The organism is Clostridium tetanomorphum (genome assembly GCF_017873215.1).
Classification (GTDB): domain Bacteria; phylum Bacillota; class Clostridia; order Clostridiales; family Clostridiaceae; genus Clostridium_AO; species Clostridium_AO tetanomorphum.
This window is the reverse complement of record NZ_JAGGKA010000023.1, coordinates 21,707-37,366: the sequence shown is the minus strand read 5'-3', so window position 1 is coordinate 37,366 and position 15,660 is coordinate 21,707. Positions and strand designations below refer to the sequence as shown.

The 15,660-nt window shown below is 30.2% G+C and carries 14 protein-coding genes and 21 tRNA genes; 3 read left to right on the top strand and 32 right to left on the bottom strand.

Annotated elements, in window-relative coordinates; translation table 11 throughout:
- Nucleotides 1–80 precede the first annotated feature (80 nt).
- The 25 genes from J2Z24_RS17980 to J2Z24_RS17860 form a co-directional block, all read right to left on the bottom strand.
- On the bottom strand, nt 81–1,349 hold the full coding sequence (locus tag J2Z24_RS17980; RefSeq protein WP_035148791.1) for a dicarboxylate/amino acid:cation symporter: 1,269 nt from the start codon (nt 1,347–1,349) through the stop codon (nt 81–83).
- Between the two features lie 240 nt (nt 1,350–1,589).
- Nucleotides 1,590–1,937, bottom strand: coding sequence for a YmaF family protein (locus J2Z24_RS17975; protein ID WP_035153327.1), 348 nt, complete (start codon nt 1,935–1,937; stop codon nt 1,590–1,592).
- A 276-nt stretch (nt 1,938–2,213) separates the two neighbouring features.
- A tRNA-Arg gene (locus tag J2Z24_RS17970) sits at nt 2,214–2,290 on the bottom strand.
- Nucleotides 2,291–2,323: 33 nt separating this feature from the next.
- Nucleotides 2,324–2,397: transfer RNA gene (locus tag J2Z24_RS17965), tRNA-Gly, on the bottom strand.
- A 4-nt stretch (nt 2,398–2,401) separates the two neighbouring features.
- Nucleotides 2,402–2,476 (bottom strand) — tRNA-Gly (locus tag J2Z24_RS17960).
- Between the two features lie 47 nt (nt 2,477–2,523).
- Nucleotides 2,524–2,607 (bottom strand) — tRNA-Leu (locus tag J2Z24_RS17955).
- Nucleotides 2,608–2,640: 33 nt separating this feature from the next.
- Nucleotides 2,641–2,716 (bottom strand) — tRNA-Lys (locus tag J2Z24_RS17950).
- 10 nt (nt 2,717–2,726) lie between these two features.
- A tRNA-His gene (locus J2Z24_RS17945) sits at nt 2,727–2,802 on the bottom strand.
- A 6-nt stretch (nt 2,803–2,808) separates the two neighbouring features.
- Nucleotides 2,809–2,884 (bottom strand) — tRNA-Lys (locus tag J2Z24_RS17940).
- A 4-nt stretch (nt 2,885–2,888) separates the two neighbouring features.
- Nucleotides 2,889–2,965 (bottom strand) — tRNA-Arg (locus tag J2Z24_RS17935).
- A gap of 4 nt (nt 2,966–2,969) precedes the next feature.
- Nucleotides 2,970–3,043 (bottom strand) — tRNA-Gly (locus J2Z24_RS17930).
- Nucleotides 3,044–3,061: 18 nt separating this feature from the next.
- Nucleotides 3,062–3,137: transfer RNA gene (locus J2Z24_RS17925), tRNA-Pro, on the bottom strand.
- Between the two features lie 16 nt (nt 3,138–3,153).
- Nucleotides 3,154–3,229, bottom strand: a tRNA-Lys gene (locus J2Z24_RS17920).
- Between the two features lie 4 nt (nt 3,230–3,233).
- Nucleotides 3,234–3,310: transfer RNA gene (locus tag J2Z24_RS17915), tRNA-Arg, on the bottom strand.
- A 6-nt stretch (nt 3,311–3,316) separates the two neighbouring features.
- Nucleotides 3,317–3,390: transfer RNA gene (locus J2Z24_RS17910), tRNA-Gly, on the bottom strand.
- 4 nt (nt 3,391–3,394) lie between these two features.
- Nucleotides 3,395–3,469: transfer RNA gene (locus J2Z24_RS17905), tRNA-Gly, on the bottom strand.
- 53 nt (nt 3,470–3,522) lie between these two features.
- Nucleotides 3,523–3,606 (bottom strand) — tRNA-Leu (locus J2Z24_RS17900).
- A 33-nt stretch (nt 3,607–3,639) separates the two neighbouring features.
- Nucleotides 3,640–3,715, bottom strand: a tRNA-Lys gene (locus J2Z24_RS17895).
- Between the two features lie 4 nt (nt 3,716–3,719).
- Nucleotides 3,720–3,794, bottom strand: a tRNA-Gln gene (locus J2Z24_RS17890).
- Between the two features lie 5 nt (nt 3,795–3,799).
- Nucleotides 3,800–3,875: transfer RNA gene (locus tag J2Z24_RS17885), tRNA-His, on the bottom strand.
- A gap of 9 nt (nt 3,876–3,884) precedes the next feature.
- Nucleotides 3,885–3,961, bottom strand: a tRNA-Arg gene (locus J2Z24_RS17880).
- 6 nt (nt 3,962–3,967) lie between these two features.
- Nucleotides 3,968–4,041, bottom strand: a tRNA-Gly gene (locus J2Z24_RS17875).
- Between the two features lie 19 nt (nt 4,042–4,060).
- Nucleotides 4,061–4,136 (bottom strand) — tRNA-Pro (locus J2Z24_RS17870).
- Between the two features lie 126 nt (nt 4,137–4,262).
- Complete coding sequence (locus tag J2Z24_RS17865; protein ID WP_111947458.1) at nt 4,263–4,736, bottom strand: metallophosphoesterase; 474 nt, start codon at nt 4,734–4,736, stop codon at nt 4,263–4,265.
- Between the two features lie 3 nt (nt 4,737–4,739).
- A complete protein-coding gene (locus J2Z24_RS17860) occupies nt 4,740–5,345 on the bottom strand; it encodes an XTP/dITP diphosphatase (protein WP_035145794.1) in 606 nt (201 codons plus the stop codon).
- Between the two features lie 230 nt (nt 5,346–5,575).
- Between J2Z24_RS17860 and J2Z24_RS17855 the strand changes: the two genes are divergently transcribed.
- Both J2Z24_RS17855 and J2Z24_RS17850 read left to right on the top strand, forming a co-directional pair.
- The gene (locus J2Z24_RS17855; protein WP_242990609.1) at nt 5,576–6,961 is read left to right on the top strand and encodes a hypothetical protein; all 1,386 of its coding nucleotides are present in this window, start codon (nt 5,576–5,578) and stop codon (nt 6,959–6,961) included.
- Nucleotides 6,962–7,073: 112 nt separating this feature from the next.
- A complete protein-coding gene (locus J2Z24_RS17850; protein WP_111947457.1) occupies nt 7,074–7,235 on the top strand; it encodes a hydroxymyristoyl-ACP dehydratase in 162 nt (53 codons plus the stop codon).
- 12 nt (nt 7,236–7,247) lie between these two features.
- Here the strand turns inward: J2Z24_RS17850 and J2Z24_RS17845 are convergent, their stop codons facing one another.
- Nucleotides 7,248–8,762: a peptide ABC transporter substrate-binding protein gene (locus tag J2Z24_RS17845; RefSeq protein ID WP_035145798.1), complete on the bottom strand. Its 1,515-nt coding sequence runs from the start codon at nt 8,760–8,762 to the stop codon at nt 7,248–7,250.
- Between the two features lie 67 nt (nt 8,763–8,829).
- Nucleotides 8,830–9,309: a hypothetical protein gene (locus tag J2Z24_RS17840; RefSeq protein ID WP_035145800.1), complete on the bottom strand. Its 480-nt coding sequence runs from the start codon at nt 9,307–9,309 to the stop codon at nt 8,830–8,832.
- 144 nt (nt 9,310–9,453) lie between these two features.
- Here J2Z24_RS17840 and J2Z24_RS17835 point away from each other — a divergent pair, with 144 nt between their 5' ends.
- Entirely contained in the window at nt 9,454–9,702 is a 249-nt protein-coding gene (locus J2Z24_RS17835; protein WP_035145803.1) for a hypothetical protein, read from the top strand.
- A 158-nt stretch (nt 9,703–9,860) separates the two neighbouring features.
- On the opposite strand, the gene gatB is transcribed toward J2Z24_RS17835, so the two are convergent.
- The 5 genes from gatB to ligA form a co-directional block, all read right to left on the bottom strand.
- Nucleotides 9,861–11,291 (bottom strand): Asp-tRNA(Asn)/Glu-tRNA(Gln) amidotransferase subunit GatB, encoded by a 1,431-nt coding sequence (gene gatB, locus J2Z24_RS17830; RefSeq protein ID WP_035145805.1) that lies wholly within the window; start codon nt 11,289–11,291, stop codon nt 9,861–9,863.
- Between the two features lie 35 nt (nt 11,292–11,326).
- On the bottom strand, nt 11,327–12,784 hold the full coding sequence (gatA, locus tag J2Z24_RS17825) for an Asp-tRNA(Asn)/Glu-tRNA(Gln) amidotransferase subunit GatA (RefSeq protein WP_035145807.1): 1,458 nt from the start codon (nt 12,782–12,784) through the stop codon (nt 11,327–11,329).
- A gap of 34 nt (nt 12,785–12,818) precedes the next feature.
- Nucleotides 12,819–13,109 carry an Asp-tRNA(Asn)/Glu-tRNA(Gln) amidotransferase subunit GatC gene (gene gatC / locus J2Z24_RS17820; RefSeq protein WP_035145809.1) on the bottom strand — a complete coding sequence of 97 codons (291 nt, stop codon included), beginning with the start codon at nt 13,107–13,109 and terminating at the stop codon, nt 12,819–12,821.
- A 228-nt stretch (nt 13,110–13,337) separates the two neighbouring features.
- Nucleotides 13,338–13,610 (bottom strand): hypothetical protein, encoded by a 273-nt coding sequence (locus J2Z24_RS17815; RefSeq protein ID WP_035145811.1) that lies wholly within the window; start codon nt 13,608–13,610, stop codon nt 13,338–13,340.
- 35 nt (nt 13,611–13,645) lie between these two features.
- Nucleotides 13,646–15,649 carry an NAD-dependent DNA ligase LigA gene (gene ligA / locus J2Z24_RS17810; protein ID WP_372440095.1) on the bottom strand — a complete coding sequence of 668 codons (2,004 nt, stop codon included), beginning with the start codon at nt 15,647–15,649 and terminating at the stop codon, nt 13,646–13,648.
- Nucleotides 15,650–15,660 lie beyond the last annotated feature (11 nt).

Genomic DNA, 15,660 nt, shown 5'->3' with positions numbered 1-15,660 from the left:
TAGAACATTGACAACATAAAAAAACTACTATAAAAAACATCTTTTTCTTAACAAAACAAAAACCCTCATATGAGGGTTTTTTATGCTACCTTTGCATTTACTGTTTCATTATTATATAAATCTAAGTTTAATTCACCTTCAGAATTAGCTACTATCAGCGTTCCTATTGCATCACCTGTAATATTTACAGTAGTTCTCGCCATATCAACTAATCTATCTATACTTAATACTAAAGCCACACCTTCAAGTGGTAATCCAACTTGTTGTAACACCATTGATAGCATTACAACTCCTGCACTTGGAACTCCTGCTGTTCCTATAGAAGCTAAAGTTGAAATTAAAATAATCATTATTTGCTGCTGTAAAGAAAGATTAACTCCATATATCTGAGAAATAAATATAGCTGCTACCCCCTGCATAATTGCAGTACCATCCATATTTATTGTAGCTCCTAATGGAATAGTAAAACTTGATACAGTCTTTGATACTCCAAGTTTACTTTCACAAGTTTCTAAATTAACAGGAATTGTAGCATTACTGCTTGATGTACTTAACGCTACAACCATTACTGGCCAGAATTTTTTAAAGAAAGTTATAGGATTTAATTTTCCTATTACTTTTAGTGCTCCTCCATATACAAATAATACATGTAATACCATTACAAATAAACATACAAAGAAATATTTTAATAAAGGTATAAGAACCTTTAACCCCTGACTCATAACTACATTAGAAATAAGAGCAAATACACCATAAGGAGCTATAACCATTATTATTCCAATCATTCTTAAGAGCACTGAATTTGCTTGATTCATAATATTCAATAATGGTTTTACTGGATCTCCAATTAAAGTCATAGCTACTCCAAATAAAATAGCAAAAACTATAATTTGAAGCATGTCCCCTTTTACCATAGCTTCAATAGGATTTGTAGGTACCATGTTTACAAATATGTCCATTATAAAAGGCGCTTTAGCAGCCTTAACTGCAGTTGCAGCTGGAAGTTGAATCCCTACACCAGGTTTAAGCAAGTTGGCCAAAAATAAAGCTATTGTAATGGCAAATGCTGTAGTAAACATATAATATGTAAATATTTTTCCTCCGACTCTGCCAAGTTTTTTAATATCTCCTACACTAGCAGCTCCACAAATTAAAGAGAATAATACTAATGGTACTACCAGCATCTTTATTCCTCTTAGGAAAATATTGCCCACAGGTTCTAATACAAACTTACTTAAATTAGAATTAACCTCTTGTGGAAAAGTTATATTAGCTACTAATCCAAATATAATACCTATTATTAGCGCAAAAAGAATTTTTGTAGTTATAGAAGTTTTTTTCTTTTGCAATTAAACTCACACTCCTGAATTTATTTTTTGTTAAAGTTTCATTTACCAATGTATATAATAACAAACTAATATCGGAATTGCAAATATTAATTATATCCAAATTACTGTTTATAATTTTCTGATTATTCAATGAAATTTTAAATTCCCCATCATTCATAAAACTAATATTGTTCATACCTTATATCAATTATTGCTTTTAATAAATAAGAGCCGTCAATTAAGACGACTCAACAAAATTATCTAACCTATAGGATCTTCAATTAGTGTAGTAAAAATAAATTCATGCACATGACCTCTGTTAAGAGTAGTTGTACCATAAACAAAGTGTACATGTCTACCATCGCCAACTGGTATAGCTGGTCCAGTTACAGCCCCAACCTCATGAAGATGGGCTTCGGAAAAATCCGAATTTCCTAATAACTGATGAACATGGCTATTGCCTCTTGGTATAGCCTGGCTAGTAACTCCAGCAAAACGATGGTTGTGTGGTATTGCTTCAAAAATTGTAGTACTACCTAAATATTCGTGTACATGAGTTTGAGAACTTTCAAAATCTTCTCTTTCGCAACCAAAATTTTCATCAAGCATAGCAATTCCTCCTCATGGAATGGATAAGTTAGCTTGTCCTATTATATAGTATGATCAAGCACTTAAAAAGTTACTATCTTTTAAAAACTTTTACTTTATCAGATTAACATATTATAGAGACATGTTTTATTTTCTATCTCCTATATTACTTGGAATTCCTTATAATAGAGTAACTATACCTGGTAAAGCAGAAAACAAAAAAGCTTTGTAAGAAACTATTAAATCCTTACAAAGCCTTGGTATATCAACCCTTTTGCGTAATGCCTATATAATTTTTGGTGCGCCCAACAGGAGTCGAACCTGCGACCTCCGGATTCGAAGTCCGTCACTCTATCCAGCTGAGCTATGGGCGCTTAAAGCCCGCCTAAATAACTTATATGTAAATTTGGAGCGGGTGAAGGGAATCGAACCCTCGTAACTAGCTTGGAAGGCTAGCACTCTACCATTGAGTTACACCCGCACATTGGAGCGGAAGACGAGATTCGAACTCGCGACGTTCACCTTGGCAAGGTGACGCTCTACCACTGAGCCACTCCCGCATATATAAATTAATAAATTTAATCTAACTTATCATAATAAATTAATATGGTGCAGGCGAAGGGACTTGAACCCCCATGCCATTGGCGCTAGATCCTAAGTCTAGTGCGTCTGCCAATTCCGCCACGCCTGCATTTTTATTATGTGCACACTTATAAATAAGTGTTGGTGGCTCACCGGGGAATCGAACCCCGGACACCATGATTAAAAGTCATGTGCTCTACCGACTGAGCTAGTGAACCATAATATGTATGGGGTGGATGAAGGGACTCGAACCCTCGACAACCAGAACCACAATCTGGCGCTCTACCAACTGAACTACATCCACCATATATGGTGCGCCATCAGGGACTCGAACCCTGGGCACCCTGATTAAGAGTCAGGTGCTCTACCAACTGAGCTAATGGCACAAACTGGTGCGTCTTAAGAGATTCGAACTCCTGGCCCACGGCTTAGAAGGCCGTTGCTCTATCCAACTGAGCTAAAGACGCATAATGGAGCGGGTGAAGGGAATCGAACCCTCGTAACTAGCTTGGAAGGCTAGCACTCTACCATTGAGTTACACCCGCATATAAATATATTTTTTGTGGTCGGGGTGACAGGGATTGAACCTGCGACCTCATGGTCCCAAACCACGCGCGCTCCCATCTGCGCCACACCCCGATATTTAAACATTTCATGGTGCGCCATCAGGGACTCGAACCCTGGGCACCCTGATTAAGAGTCAGGTGCTCTACCAACTGAGCTAATGGCACAAACTGGTGCGTCTTAAGAGATTCGAACTCCTGGCCCACGGCTTAGAAGGCCGTTGCTCTATCCAACTGAGCTAAAGACGCATATATTGGAGCGGGTGAAGGGAATCGAACCCTCGTAACTAGCTTGGAAGGCTAGCACTCTACCATTGAGTTACACCCGCACATTGGAGCGGAAGACGAGATTCGAACTCGCGACGTTCACCTTGGCAAGGTGACGCTCTACCACTGAGCCACTCCCGCATATATAAATTAATAAATTAGTTTTGTCCCATTTAATTATCATAAGACAATAATGGTGCAGGCGAAGGGACTTGAACCCCCATGCCATTGGCGCTAGATCCTAAGTCTAGTGCGTCTGCCAATTCCGCCACGCCTGCATTTTTATTATGTGCACACTTATAAATAAGTGTTGGTGGCTCACCGGGGAATCGAACCCCGGACACCATGATTAAAAGTCATGTGCTCTACCGACTGAGCTAGTGAACCATAATGGCTGGGATGGCAGGATTCGAACCTACGAATGCGGGAGTCAAAGTCCCGTGCCTTACCACTTGGCGACATCCCAATACATGGGGTGGATGAAGGGACTCGAACCCTCGACAACCAGAACCACAATCTGGCGCTCTACCAACTGAACTACATCCACCACACTTTTTGGTGCGTCTTAAGAGATTCGAACTCCTGGCCCACGGCTTAGAAGGCCGTTGCTCTATCCAACTGAGCTAAAGACGCATGTACTGGAGCGGGTGAAGGGAATCGAACCCTCGTAACTAGCTTGGAAGGCTAGCACTCTACCATTGAGTTACACCCGCATATAAATATATTTTTTTGTGGTCGGGGTGACAGGGATTGAACCTGCGACCTCATGGTCCCAAACCACGCGCGCTCCCATCTGCGCCACACCCCGATTCTTTTCGTCAGGAATTTGTTGTTAACTCCCGACGACATAGATTATTCTACACGATATTTTTAAATCCGTCAATAGTTAATTTAAATTTTTTTTATTTTTTTATGTTAATACAATAATTAGCCTCTATTTTATAGCTTTTATACTAGCATTTACCTTACCTTCAGATAAATTTATAATAGCAACACTATTAAAACCATCTCTTGATACTACAGGACTTCCTGGGTTTATAAACCATATTCCTTCTTCATAAATTATTTGTGACACATGAGTATGTCCAAATAAAACCACATTGGCTCCTATTTCTAATGCCTTATATTTTAATCTTGAAAGACTATGCTTTACATCATAATGATGTCCGTGGGTTATAAAAAACTTTTCTCCTTCTATCTCTTCTAATATATCATAAGGTACGCTACTAGAGTAATCACAATTCCCCTTAACGCTAATAATTCTACCTTTATACAATTTACTAAAATCTTTTACATCCTGTATGTTATCTCCTAAATGTATTAATAAATCCACATTTTCTAGCTTATCCATGACCCTTTCTATTATCCATGTATGCCTATGTGTGTCACTTACAACTCCTATTAACACTTTCTATTCCCCCTGTAAATATGCCACAAGTTTTTCTTCTAAATTTATTAATGCTTTCTTTCTATGACTTATAGAATTTTTCAATTTCGAATCCATTTCTGCAAAAGTCATATTATATTTAGGAACATAAAATAAAGGGTCATATCCAAATCCATTAGTTCCTCTTTCTTCTTCTATAATTGTTCCTTCTAATTCTCCTTCAGCTTCTATAACATTTTTAGTATCAATAATTAAAACCATGGTACATATAAATTTAGCATTTCTATTTTCTACATTTTGCATTTCTTTTAATAATTTGCAATTATTTTTTTTAGTATCCCCATGTTCACCTGCAAATCTGGCTGAATAAACACCTGGTGCTCCTGATAAAGCTTCTACAGAAAGTCCTGAATCATCTGCTAGTACCATATATTCTTTATCTTTTACTAAATCAAATATACCTGTTGCTTTCTTATATGCATTTTCCATGAAGGTCTTTCCATCTTCCTCTATATCAATATTTATACCAGCTTCCTTAAGTGAAATCACTTGAATATTTAACTCCTTTAATATTTCTTTAATTTCTCTAACCTTATTTTCATTATTACTAGCTAAAATTAATTTCTTCATATTTTCTACCATCCCATTTCTACAATATTATATTCCAACACAATTATACAATAAAAAATAACTTTAAATTTATATTATAAGTTAATTATACAATAATTTATTATTATTTCAAAATTTCAAATTAACTTATTATTCTGTTATCAATTTACAATTATAATTGTATTTAAAAAAATTAGCACTATTTCAATATATCCATCATATTATTTATATAAGGATTAATTTTATAGTAGGTGTTATTATTGAAATATATAGGTCCATTTTTAAGACTAAATAGCTTAAATAAAGAAAACATAAAAAATCAATTATTTCATTTATCTAAAGAATCAATGAAGAACATAATATTTAACTCTAAATGTGGAATAGAAATCAATACTAAAGAATTAAAAAACAAAAGATTTACAGATTTAAATACAAATATACTAAAATCTTCTTATCCTATATTATGTGTATATAAAAAATCTAATCCAAAATTAAAAAATATAAATGATAAATTTTATTGGAATGGAGAAAAAATAAAAAAAGAAATTAACATACCTACAAATGCTTTTATGACCTTGGCTTTATTAGAACTTGCTGATTACTACAATATTTTTAAGGATAAAGATGATTCAAAATATGCACTAAGTATAATTTATAAAGAATTAGCCAAAAAACAGCTGCAATTTTATGCTTCTTATCTAAGAAATGAGGAAGGAGTATTTATAGATAAAATAGATACTACCGATTCTTCATTGAATGAATTTAAATTAGAAATAAAAAATAATAAGTTTAAATTTTCCGATCAAGCTCTATTAATGGCAGCCTTTTATAAATGTTACTTATTAGATGACTCAAAAGATGGTATAAATTATAGAAATTTTTCTTTTGACATAATGAATATGTTTATAGAATTCAAACAGGATCTCTATTCTCTTTCTTTTGAAGAGTTATTAAAGCTTTCATTAGGTCTAAATATTTTTTATAAATTTTCTAATAAGGAAGATACTAATTTATTACTAATAGATTTATTTGAACTAATAGGAGAAAATTATTTCAGTAATATAGAAATTTCAACTGGAATAAAATTAGAGAATTTATGTCTATATTATATAAACTGTTTTCTTTTATATAAAAACACAGGCTTTATTATATATAAAGAGACAGCAGATAAATTGCATGTAGAATTATTGAAATTTTATAATGACGAATTAGGGATATTTGTAAAAGTTGGTGAGAAAGATCCTTATAAATTTTCTTCCTCTGAAATATGCTTATATGTACTAAGCCTTATGCTTCATAATGATGACAGCTCTTTGCCTATGTTAACAAGCATATTTAAAAAGCAATTAGTCAATTCAGGTATAATATTAAGTTGGCCTGATGCTCCTACTTTAGATGACATAGAGAGATATAAAAATTTCTCATTAAGTTCTGAAGATTTATTAGAAGAAAAAAATTTTAAATTACCATCAATTCCTTCTCCTGAAAACATAGAATTAGCCCCTATTTTTATAAAAAATATTAACTTTAATGAAAAAAAACATGTATTTAAACAAGGTAAAACATCTTTTTATAGTAATAGAAATATACCTATTTTTTTCTTCACAATATATCTTTACAATAATTGTTACCTATAAAGTAAATAATTTAGTAAAATATTTAAATAATATATGCATATAATATTAATGTAGTAAGTACAAGCATTTTATAATTCATCAAATATATTCCTATCATAAGGAGGTAAAAATTATGATGAACATAACTTGCTCCGAAAACTGTATATATTGTACGAATGGCATATGTACTTTAGACAATATTTCAAACTTTGTAAATAATGCTAATTTGAAACATGAATGTGCTTACTTTGTAAAAAAAGAACCAAATACTAAAAAAGTTTCCCAATTTTTTTAATTGGGAAACTTTTTATGTTCTATTGAAAATTATCTTGTTCAATAATATGTTTCCATTATAATTTACTTGTATATCATATATATATTCTTTCTTACATATTACGTTTTTGCAATTATATAATGGAACTATAGGCAAATCGGTAATTAAAATTTTTTCCGCTTTATTTAATAACTCTTTTTGCTTACTCTCATTTATCTCTACCTTTGCTTTATAGACTAGACTATCATAATTATAGTTGTTATATTGAAAAAAATTATAATTACTATCTTTTAGAAACTTTTCAAAATATGATATAGGATTCTTATATTCTTTTGTAAAAGTTACAAGGGCTATATCGTATTCCTTTCCTCTAAGCTTATTTATGAAGACCTCTTCGTCATAAGATGTAGATTCTATATCTAAATTCAGCTTTTCTTTTAAGTTCTTTTCTATTTCTTCCACAACTTTTTTGTTCTCTATAGTATTCTCATATATAAGATTTAAACTTTCAAATTTTGTTTCTTTGTTGCTATGTTTAGTATTTATATTTTTATTATCTACTAAATTAAACTTCCATACTTCGCCAGTACTCTTTAATATATTATTACATATCTTTTCTCTTTCTATAGAATTATTTATTTTTCTTCTAAATTCTTTATCCTTAATTTTTTCACTTTTAAAATTAAAAGCTAATACCTTACTTCTATTAGACTTAAACTCAATAATTTCATCTTTACTCTTTAATGTATCTATTTCACTTAAAGGTGGGTCTGTAAAAAAATCTGCTTTAAATGCTTGAAAAGCTGCTAATTTACCTTCATTGCTTTCATCATCAATTATATTCATTGTTTTGTTAGTAACATTTTCTTTATCCCAATAATACATATTTTTCTCAATCTTTACTTCATTATATTCAATATTTTTAATAATGTATGGTCCTGAAAAAACTAATTTATTATAATTATCTTTCCAGTACTTCAAATTATCATCTATTTTTCTCAAGCTATATATAGGATTAGACAATATATCTAACAAATAATTACAAGGAGTATTTAACCTTATCTCTAACAAATCATCATCAATACTTTTTATAGCAGTTTTATCAAATTCTATTTTACCTTTTCTATAATCTTTTGCTCCGAAAATAGAAAATAATTGATAATCATATATATTATTAGTATTAACATTTAATATAGAAGAGAAAAAGTCTACAAAATCTTTAGAAGTTATCTTACTCCCATCACTCCAAATTGCATTTTTTCTTATTTTAAAAGTATATATAGTTTTTTCTTTATTTATTTTCCAACTTTCAGCTAATGCCGGTAATATATTTCCTTCTGAATCCTTTTTTACTAATCCTTCAAACAATGATATTAGTATGTCGCTATTTCTCATGTTTAATTTATTTAATAAAATCAAGTCTTCTGGAAATTTTGTTATACTATATACAGCATATTCTTTATTTTTAAGATCAACACTTACTTTTCTTTCTATACATCCGCTAAATAAAAACACTGGAACAAGTAAAAGACTTATCAATTTTTTCATGCAATTACTCCCATACTAATATTTTTAACACTATTAATTATTTCCTTATATTCCAAATATAATCATATTAGTCTGGTAAATATCTATATAGTTTCAGTTTATTCTCTTTTAATTCCTCTAAAGCTTTGCCTCCAATTCCTAATTGCTCTTTAATAAAGCTGTATTTATCTACCAACCTTATCTTTTTATACATAGGTATATAATTGCATTTATATCTAATTTTTTCTTCAAATACTCCAGTAGTTATATAAATGCCTCTATTAGCATCATATTTATAAAAAAAGTCTAAAAAGCTATCAAATTCCTCTGCAAATGTCATATCTTTCTTTGTAAACTTCAATACTACTAACTCTTTACTACCTTTTAATGATAATAATAATATATCTGATTTTTTTAATATAATACTATATTCTATTCCATTATTCCAACATATTTTAGATATTCTCTTATTAACATCTTCTAAATCAATTCTTTTTAATATAATTTTGCCTCTTTCCACTTCCTTCTTTCTTAATTTAAAATATATCTTATTATATATACCCTTCATACACTCCTCCAAACTACTAAGTATATTACATTATATGTATTAGAATTTTTTTATTGCTATAGCATTTACTTATAAATCACTGTGTTATATACTAAAGTTATGGTGTAATTATTAGAAATCTTGACAATGTGGAGGGAATTTTATATGATCCTAACTATAGAAATAATTGCCATAATAGCTATGTGTACTTTAACTGCAGTAGCAATATGGAGCTTCATAACTTTAAAACAAATTTTTAATCAATTAAAGTACAAAAATTATTTATTAGAAAAACTAAACTTACATATTTATAATTTATCAAAAAATATAAAATTAAGAAAAGAAGACGTGGTTGTGGAAAACAGCTCTGAAATATCTTATCATGAAAACATATCTAAATCTGATGATAATTAATGATTATTGTAATTATTAAAAATAATTTTAAGTAATAAAAAAATGGCTACTTCAAAATAAAAACATATTTTAATACATTTTGAAATAGCCATTTTCTATACATTTTTTTATTTAATATAAAACTTATTTAATTAAAAATGTTTTCCATTATCTCTATACTAAAGTTTATTAACTTCTTCTCCCACAAGTTTATTTACTATCTGTGGGTTTGCTTTTCCTTTTGTTTCTTTCATTACAAGTCCTACTAAGAAACCAATAGCTCTCTTTTTCCCATTTTTATAATCTTCAATTGACTTTGGATTTTCCGCTATGACTTTCTTTACAACTTCTAATATAGCACCTTCATCATTATTCTGAACTAATCCCTTTTCTTCTACTATAGTTTTTGGGTCTTTTCCTGTTTTAAACATTTCTTCAACAACTTTTTTACCTATATTGTTTGAAATAGTTCCAGAAGAAATTAATTTAATTAAATCTGATAACTGTTTAGGAATAAATTTTAACTCTTCTACATTCATAGCATTTTCGTTAAGTAATCTAGATATATCTCCCATCAACCAATTTGATGCAGCCTTAAAATCTCCACTTAATTTAGCAGTTTCTTCAAAGAAATTAGCCATCGCCATTGTTAATGTTAATACAGATGCATCATATTTTGGGATACCATATTCCTTTACAAATCTTTCTGCTTTTTCATGTGGAAGCTCTGGTATAGTTTTTCTAACTTCCTCAATCCATTCATCGGATATGTTTATTGTAACTAAATCACCTTCTGGGAAATATCTATAATCATTTGCTTTTTCTTTACTTCTCATAAGCACTGTAACATTGTTAGATTCATCCCATCTTCTAGTTTCTTGTTCTAACTTTTCACCTTTATTAATAGATTCTACATGCCTATCATATTCATAAGAAAGGGCTTTTTCTAATGCCTTAAAAGAATTCATATTTTTTATTTCTGATCTAACTCCAAATTCCTTACTGCCACTAGGCCTTACGGAAATATTACCATCACATCTTAAAGAGCCTTCTTCCATTTTGCAGTCTGAAACCTCTATAGAAGATAAAATACTTCTAAGCTTCTGTAAATACAGTGTAGCTTCTTCTGGTGTTCTAATATCAGGTCTTGAAACTATTTCTATAAGCGGAACTCCTGCTCTATTATAATCTACTAAAGCTCCTGCCTTAGTATGTAATAGTTTTCCCGCATCTTCCTCCATATGTATTCTTTCTATTCCTATTTTTTTCTTTTCTCCATTTGATAACTCTATTTCTATATATCCATCAGAACAAATTGGAATTTCATCCTGAGTAATCTGATAATTTTTAGGACAATCTGGATAAAAATAATTTTTTCTATCCATCCTACTTACCTTGTTTATATTACAATTTAAAGCCAATCCAGCTTTCATTGCATATTCTACTACCTTTTTATTCAACTGTGGCAGAGAGCCTGGAAGTCCTAAACATATAGGACATACATGTGTATTAGGCTTACCTCCAAACTCTGTAGTACATCCGCAATATATTTTAGTCTTTGTAGAAAGTTCAGCATGAACTTCAAGACCTATTACCGCTTCAAATTCCATCTATCTTTTCCACTCCTTTTCTCACCAAGTAAAAATTATAACTGTGGCTTCATATTATGCCAATCTGTAGACTGCTCAAAACTATAAGCTAAATTAAAGAGAGTATCTTCCTTATAGTAATTTCCTATTATTTGTAATCCAACAGGAAGTCCGTTTACCATTCCACAAGGTACTGATATAGCTGGTAATCCTGCAACACTAACTGGCACAGTATATACATCAGACAAATACATTGACAATACATCATCTACTTTTTCTCCAATTTTAAAAGCTGTTGTTGGAGAAGTTGGTGATATTATTGCGTCAAACTCTTTAAATATACGTCCATAATCCTCTTTTATTAAATTTCTAACTTTCAATGCTTTTTTATAATATGCATCATAATATCCTGCAGATAATACATAAGTTCCAAGCATTATTCTTCTCTTAACTTCTTTTCCAAAACCCTCATCTCTTGATTTAAAATATATGTCAATAGCATCACTGTAATTTTCTGTTCTGTGTCCATATCTTATTCCATCAAATCTAGCTAAATTGGATGAAGCTTCAGCACTAGATATAATATAATAAGCCGCTAATGCATAATCAGTTAATGGTAAAGAACAAAACTTAACTTCCGCGCCATTGTCTTCCAAAACTTTTATAGCTTCTTCTATAGCTTTACGAACATCTTTGTCCAAACCTTCTCCAAAGAATTCTTTTGGAATTCCTATCTTCTTCCCTTTTATATCTTTAGTTAAGAACTTGCTGTAATCTGGTACTGGTATATTTGCTGTAGTAAAATCCTTATTATCTATACCAGCTATATTTTGTGTAAGAAGAGAACAGTCTTCTACATCTCTTCCTAATATACCTATCTGATCCAGAGTAGAACCAAAAGCCACCGCTCCATATCTGGATATTCTTCCATAAGTTGGTTTAAGTCCTACAACTCCACAAAGTGCTGCTGGTTGTCTTACAGATCCTCCTGTATCTGTTCCAAGAGATAATGGCGTTTCCATAGCTGCTACCGCTACAGCAGATCCACCAGAAGATCCTCCCGGAACTCTTTCTATATCCCAAGGATTTCTTGTTGACTTGTATGCACTATTTTCAGTTGAAGACCCCATAGCAAATTCATCCATATTCAACTTACCCAAAATAACTCCATCTTCTTCTTTTATTCTTTCTATTACATGAGCATCATAAGTTGCTACATATCCTTCCAACATCTTGGAAGCACAAGTATTTTGCATACCTTTTACACTAATGTTATCTTTTATTGATACAGGTATGCCACTTAGCCCTTTTAATTTTTCACCTTTAGCTATTTTATTATCTATGTTCTTAGCCATATCTAAAGCTTCTTCTTTTCCATCATATAGGAATGCTCCTAATTTTGAATCTAAAGCTTCTATTCTATTCAAATGACTATTTACAACCTCTTCAACCTTTACTTCTTTTTTACTTATCATATCTTTTAGCTCATGGGCTTTAAGGTTATATAATTCCATTATGTATAAATACCTCCTTTTTTATTGCTTTATCTTAATCTTCTATAATTTTTGGTACCAATATGTAATCTTCAAGACTTTCTGGGGCATTTCCCTTTACATCCTTCAAATCCATTGATTCCTCAACTTCATCTTCTCTAAACTTATTTTCAATATAAAATGGATTAACTATTATATCTACATCATCTGTATTAAGTTCATTAAGTTTTTCCATATATGCTAAAACCTTATTTAAATCGTTAATCATTAACTCTTTTTCATCTTCCTTTAGCTCTATTCTAGCTAACTCTGCTACATACTCCACATCTTTCTTTGAAACTGACATTGTTTCACCCTCACTTTCTTTATAAAATAAATAATATATTAGTAAATATTAACTAATACGATAATTTTAAACTTCAATTATTAATAAAATTATACTATTTTGTGAATAACAATTATATTGTATCATAAAAAATATGTTTTATATACTTAAAATCATGTATGCAATTATTAAAATTTGCTAATTAAAAAGATATCAACGTTCCCTTAGAATCATTGATATCTTCTACTTTTAATATACTTTCATAAATATAAAAAACATAGTACCTACTGCAAAAATTAAACATAATGCTGGATATAATATTTTACCTTTTATATTACCTTTTAAATCTATTAGCTTTATAGACCATACAACCATAGTAAAGAAAATACACCACTGCAATGTAAAATAACTATTAAAATATTTAACATAAATAAATTGACAAGTAGTTAATATAGTTAATATTAATGATATAGTAGTAAAAAAGACTGTACACCATCCTAATACACCTATGGCTTTTCGCATTGTAAACTCCTCCAATTCTACCTTTTCATTGGAATTTATTTCTTAATAAACTCTTCAAATTCCTCTTCATTTATAGTTTTTACACCTAGCTCCTTAGCTTTATCAAATTTTGAGCCCGGTTCTTTTCCTACCAATACAAAATCTGTCTTTTTACTTATGCTACTAGAAACTTTCGCTCCTAAGGATTCTAACTTTTCTTTTATTTCTGTTCTACTATAATTATTTAATGATCCAGTTACTACAACAGTTTTATCTTTAAAAATACTTTCTTCTTTTATTTCCAAGTCATCTGTAATAGGTCTAATTCCAAGTTCTAACAGTTCATTTAAACTCTTTATTATTTTTTCCTGTTTAAAAAATTCTATTATACTTTTTGCTACTATTTCTCCAACATCTTTTATAGATACCAATTCTTCAAAAGTTGCATTTTGAATTTTATCTAAAGTTTTAAAATTTTTAACTAAGTCTTTAGCTGTTTTCTTACCCACATTAGGTATTCCTAATGAATAGATAAAAGAAGATAATTCTGGGGTTTTACTATTTTCTATAGCATTAATTATATTGCTTGCTTTCTTTTCTCCAAACTTTTCCAAAGTAAGAAGTTCTTCTTTTTTAATTCTATACAAATCTGCTATAGACTTTATACCCAATTTTTCAAAAAACTGTTCTGCGGTTTTTTCGCTAAAGCCTTCTATATTCATTCCTTCTCTATTGGCAAAATGCACTATACTTTTTACCATTTGAGGTTTACAAGATAAAGTATTTTCACAAAAATAATGAACTCCTTCTTGTATTAGCTTACTGTTACAATATGGACAATATTTAGGCGAATCTATATCCTTTACATCTTCTAATTTCTCTTCTACAACTCCTGTTATTTCAGGTATTACATCATTTGAACGCCTTATAAAAACTTTACATCCTAGTTTTACACCTTTTCTTCTTATATCATCTATATTATTCAAAGTAGCTCTTTTTACTGTAACTCCAGCTAATTCTACAGGTTCCAAAATAGCCGTTGGAGTCACTCTTCCACTTCTACCTACATTCCATTCTACATCTAAAAGTTTAGTAGTCGTTTCTTCTGCTTCAAATTTGAATGCTATTGCCCACTTAGGAAATTTAATAGTATATCCTAACATTTCTCTAGTTTTCACATTATCTATAGCTATAACTATACCATCTATATCATAGTCTAAATCATTTCTTATACTTCTAATATATTCAATTTCTCTTTCTATTTCCTCAATATTACTACAACATTTTATATAATTATCTACAGGTAACCCCATTTCTTTTATAAAATTAAGCATATCTATGTAACTTTCAAAAGGTTTCCCTTCATTATATCCTACATCATAAAAAAAAGCTGAAAGATTTCTTCTAGCAGTTTCTTTTATATTAAGATTTCTTAAAGCGCCAGCTGCACCATTTCTTAAATTTTTCAAAGGTATTTCTGCAGTATTATTATAAACTTCAAAAGCCTTTTTTGTCATTATAGCTTCCCCATGAATTTCTATTAAACTATAATTATTTATTTTAAGTGGCAAGGTTTTTATAGTTTTAGCTTGCTCAGTTATATCTTCCCCTATTATTCCAGTACCTCTGGTAGCACTCTTTGTTAATATGCCATTATTATCATAAGTACAATTTATTGTAAGTCCATCAAATTTTTTTGTTATAACATAGTTTAATTTAGGAAGTTTGTCTTCATGAGTTTGATTATATTGCTCTACAGCCTTTTCATTTCTTTGATGCCATTCCTTTAATTCCTGGATATTTTGTGCCTTATCTAAACTCCAAAGTCTTCCCTTATGTGTATATTTTTTAAATTCGGACAAGACCTTATCTCCTACTCTTTGAGTAGGAGAATAAGGTAATATATATTCTGTTTCCCTTTCTAAATTTACCAATTCATCATATTTTTTATCATACTCTTTATCGGAAATAGAGGGATTATCTAAAAAATAATATTCATATGCAAACTTATTTAATTCTTCTATTAATGTATTTATTCTATCTTTCTTATCCTGTTGAATAGACAAATTTA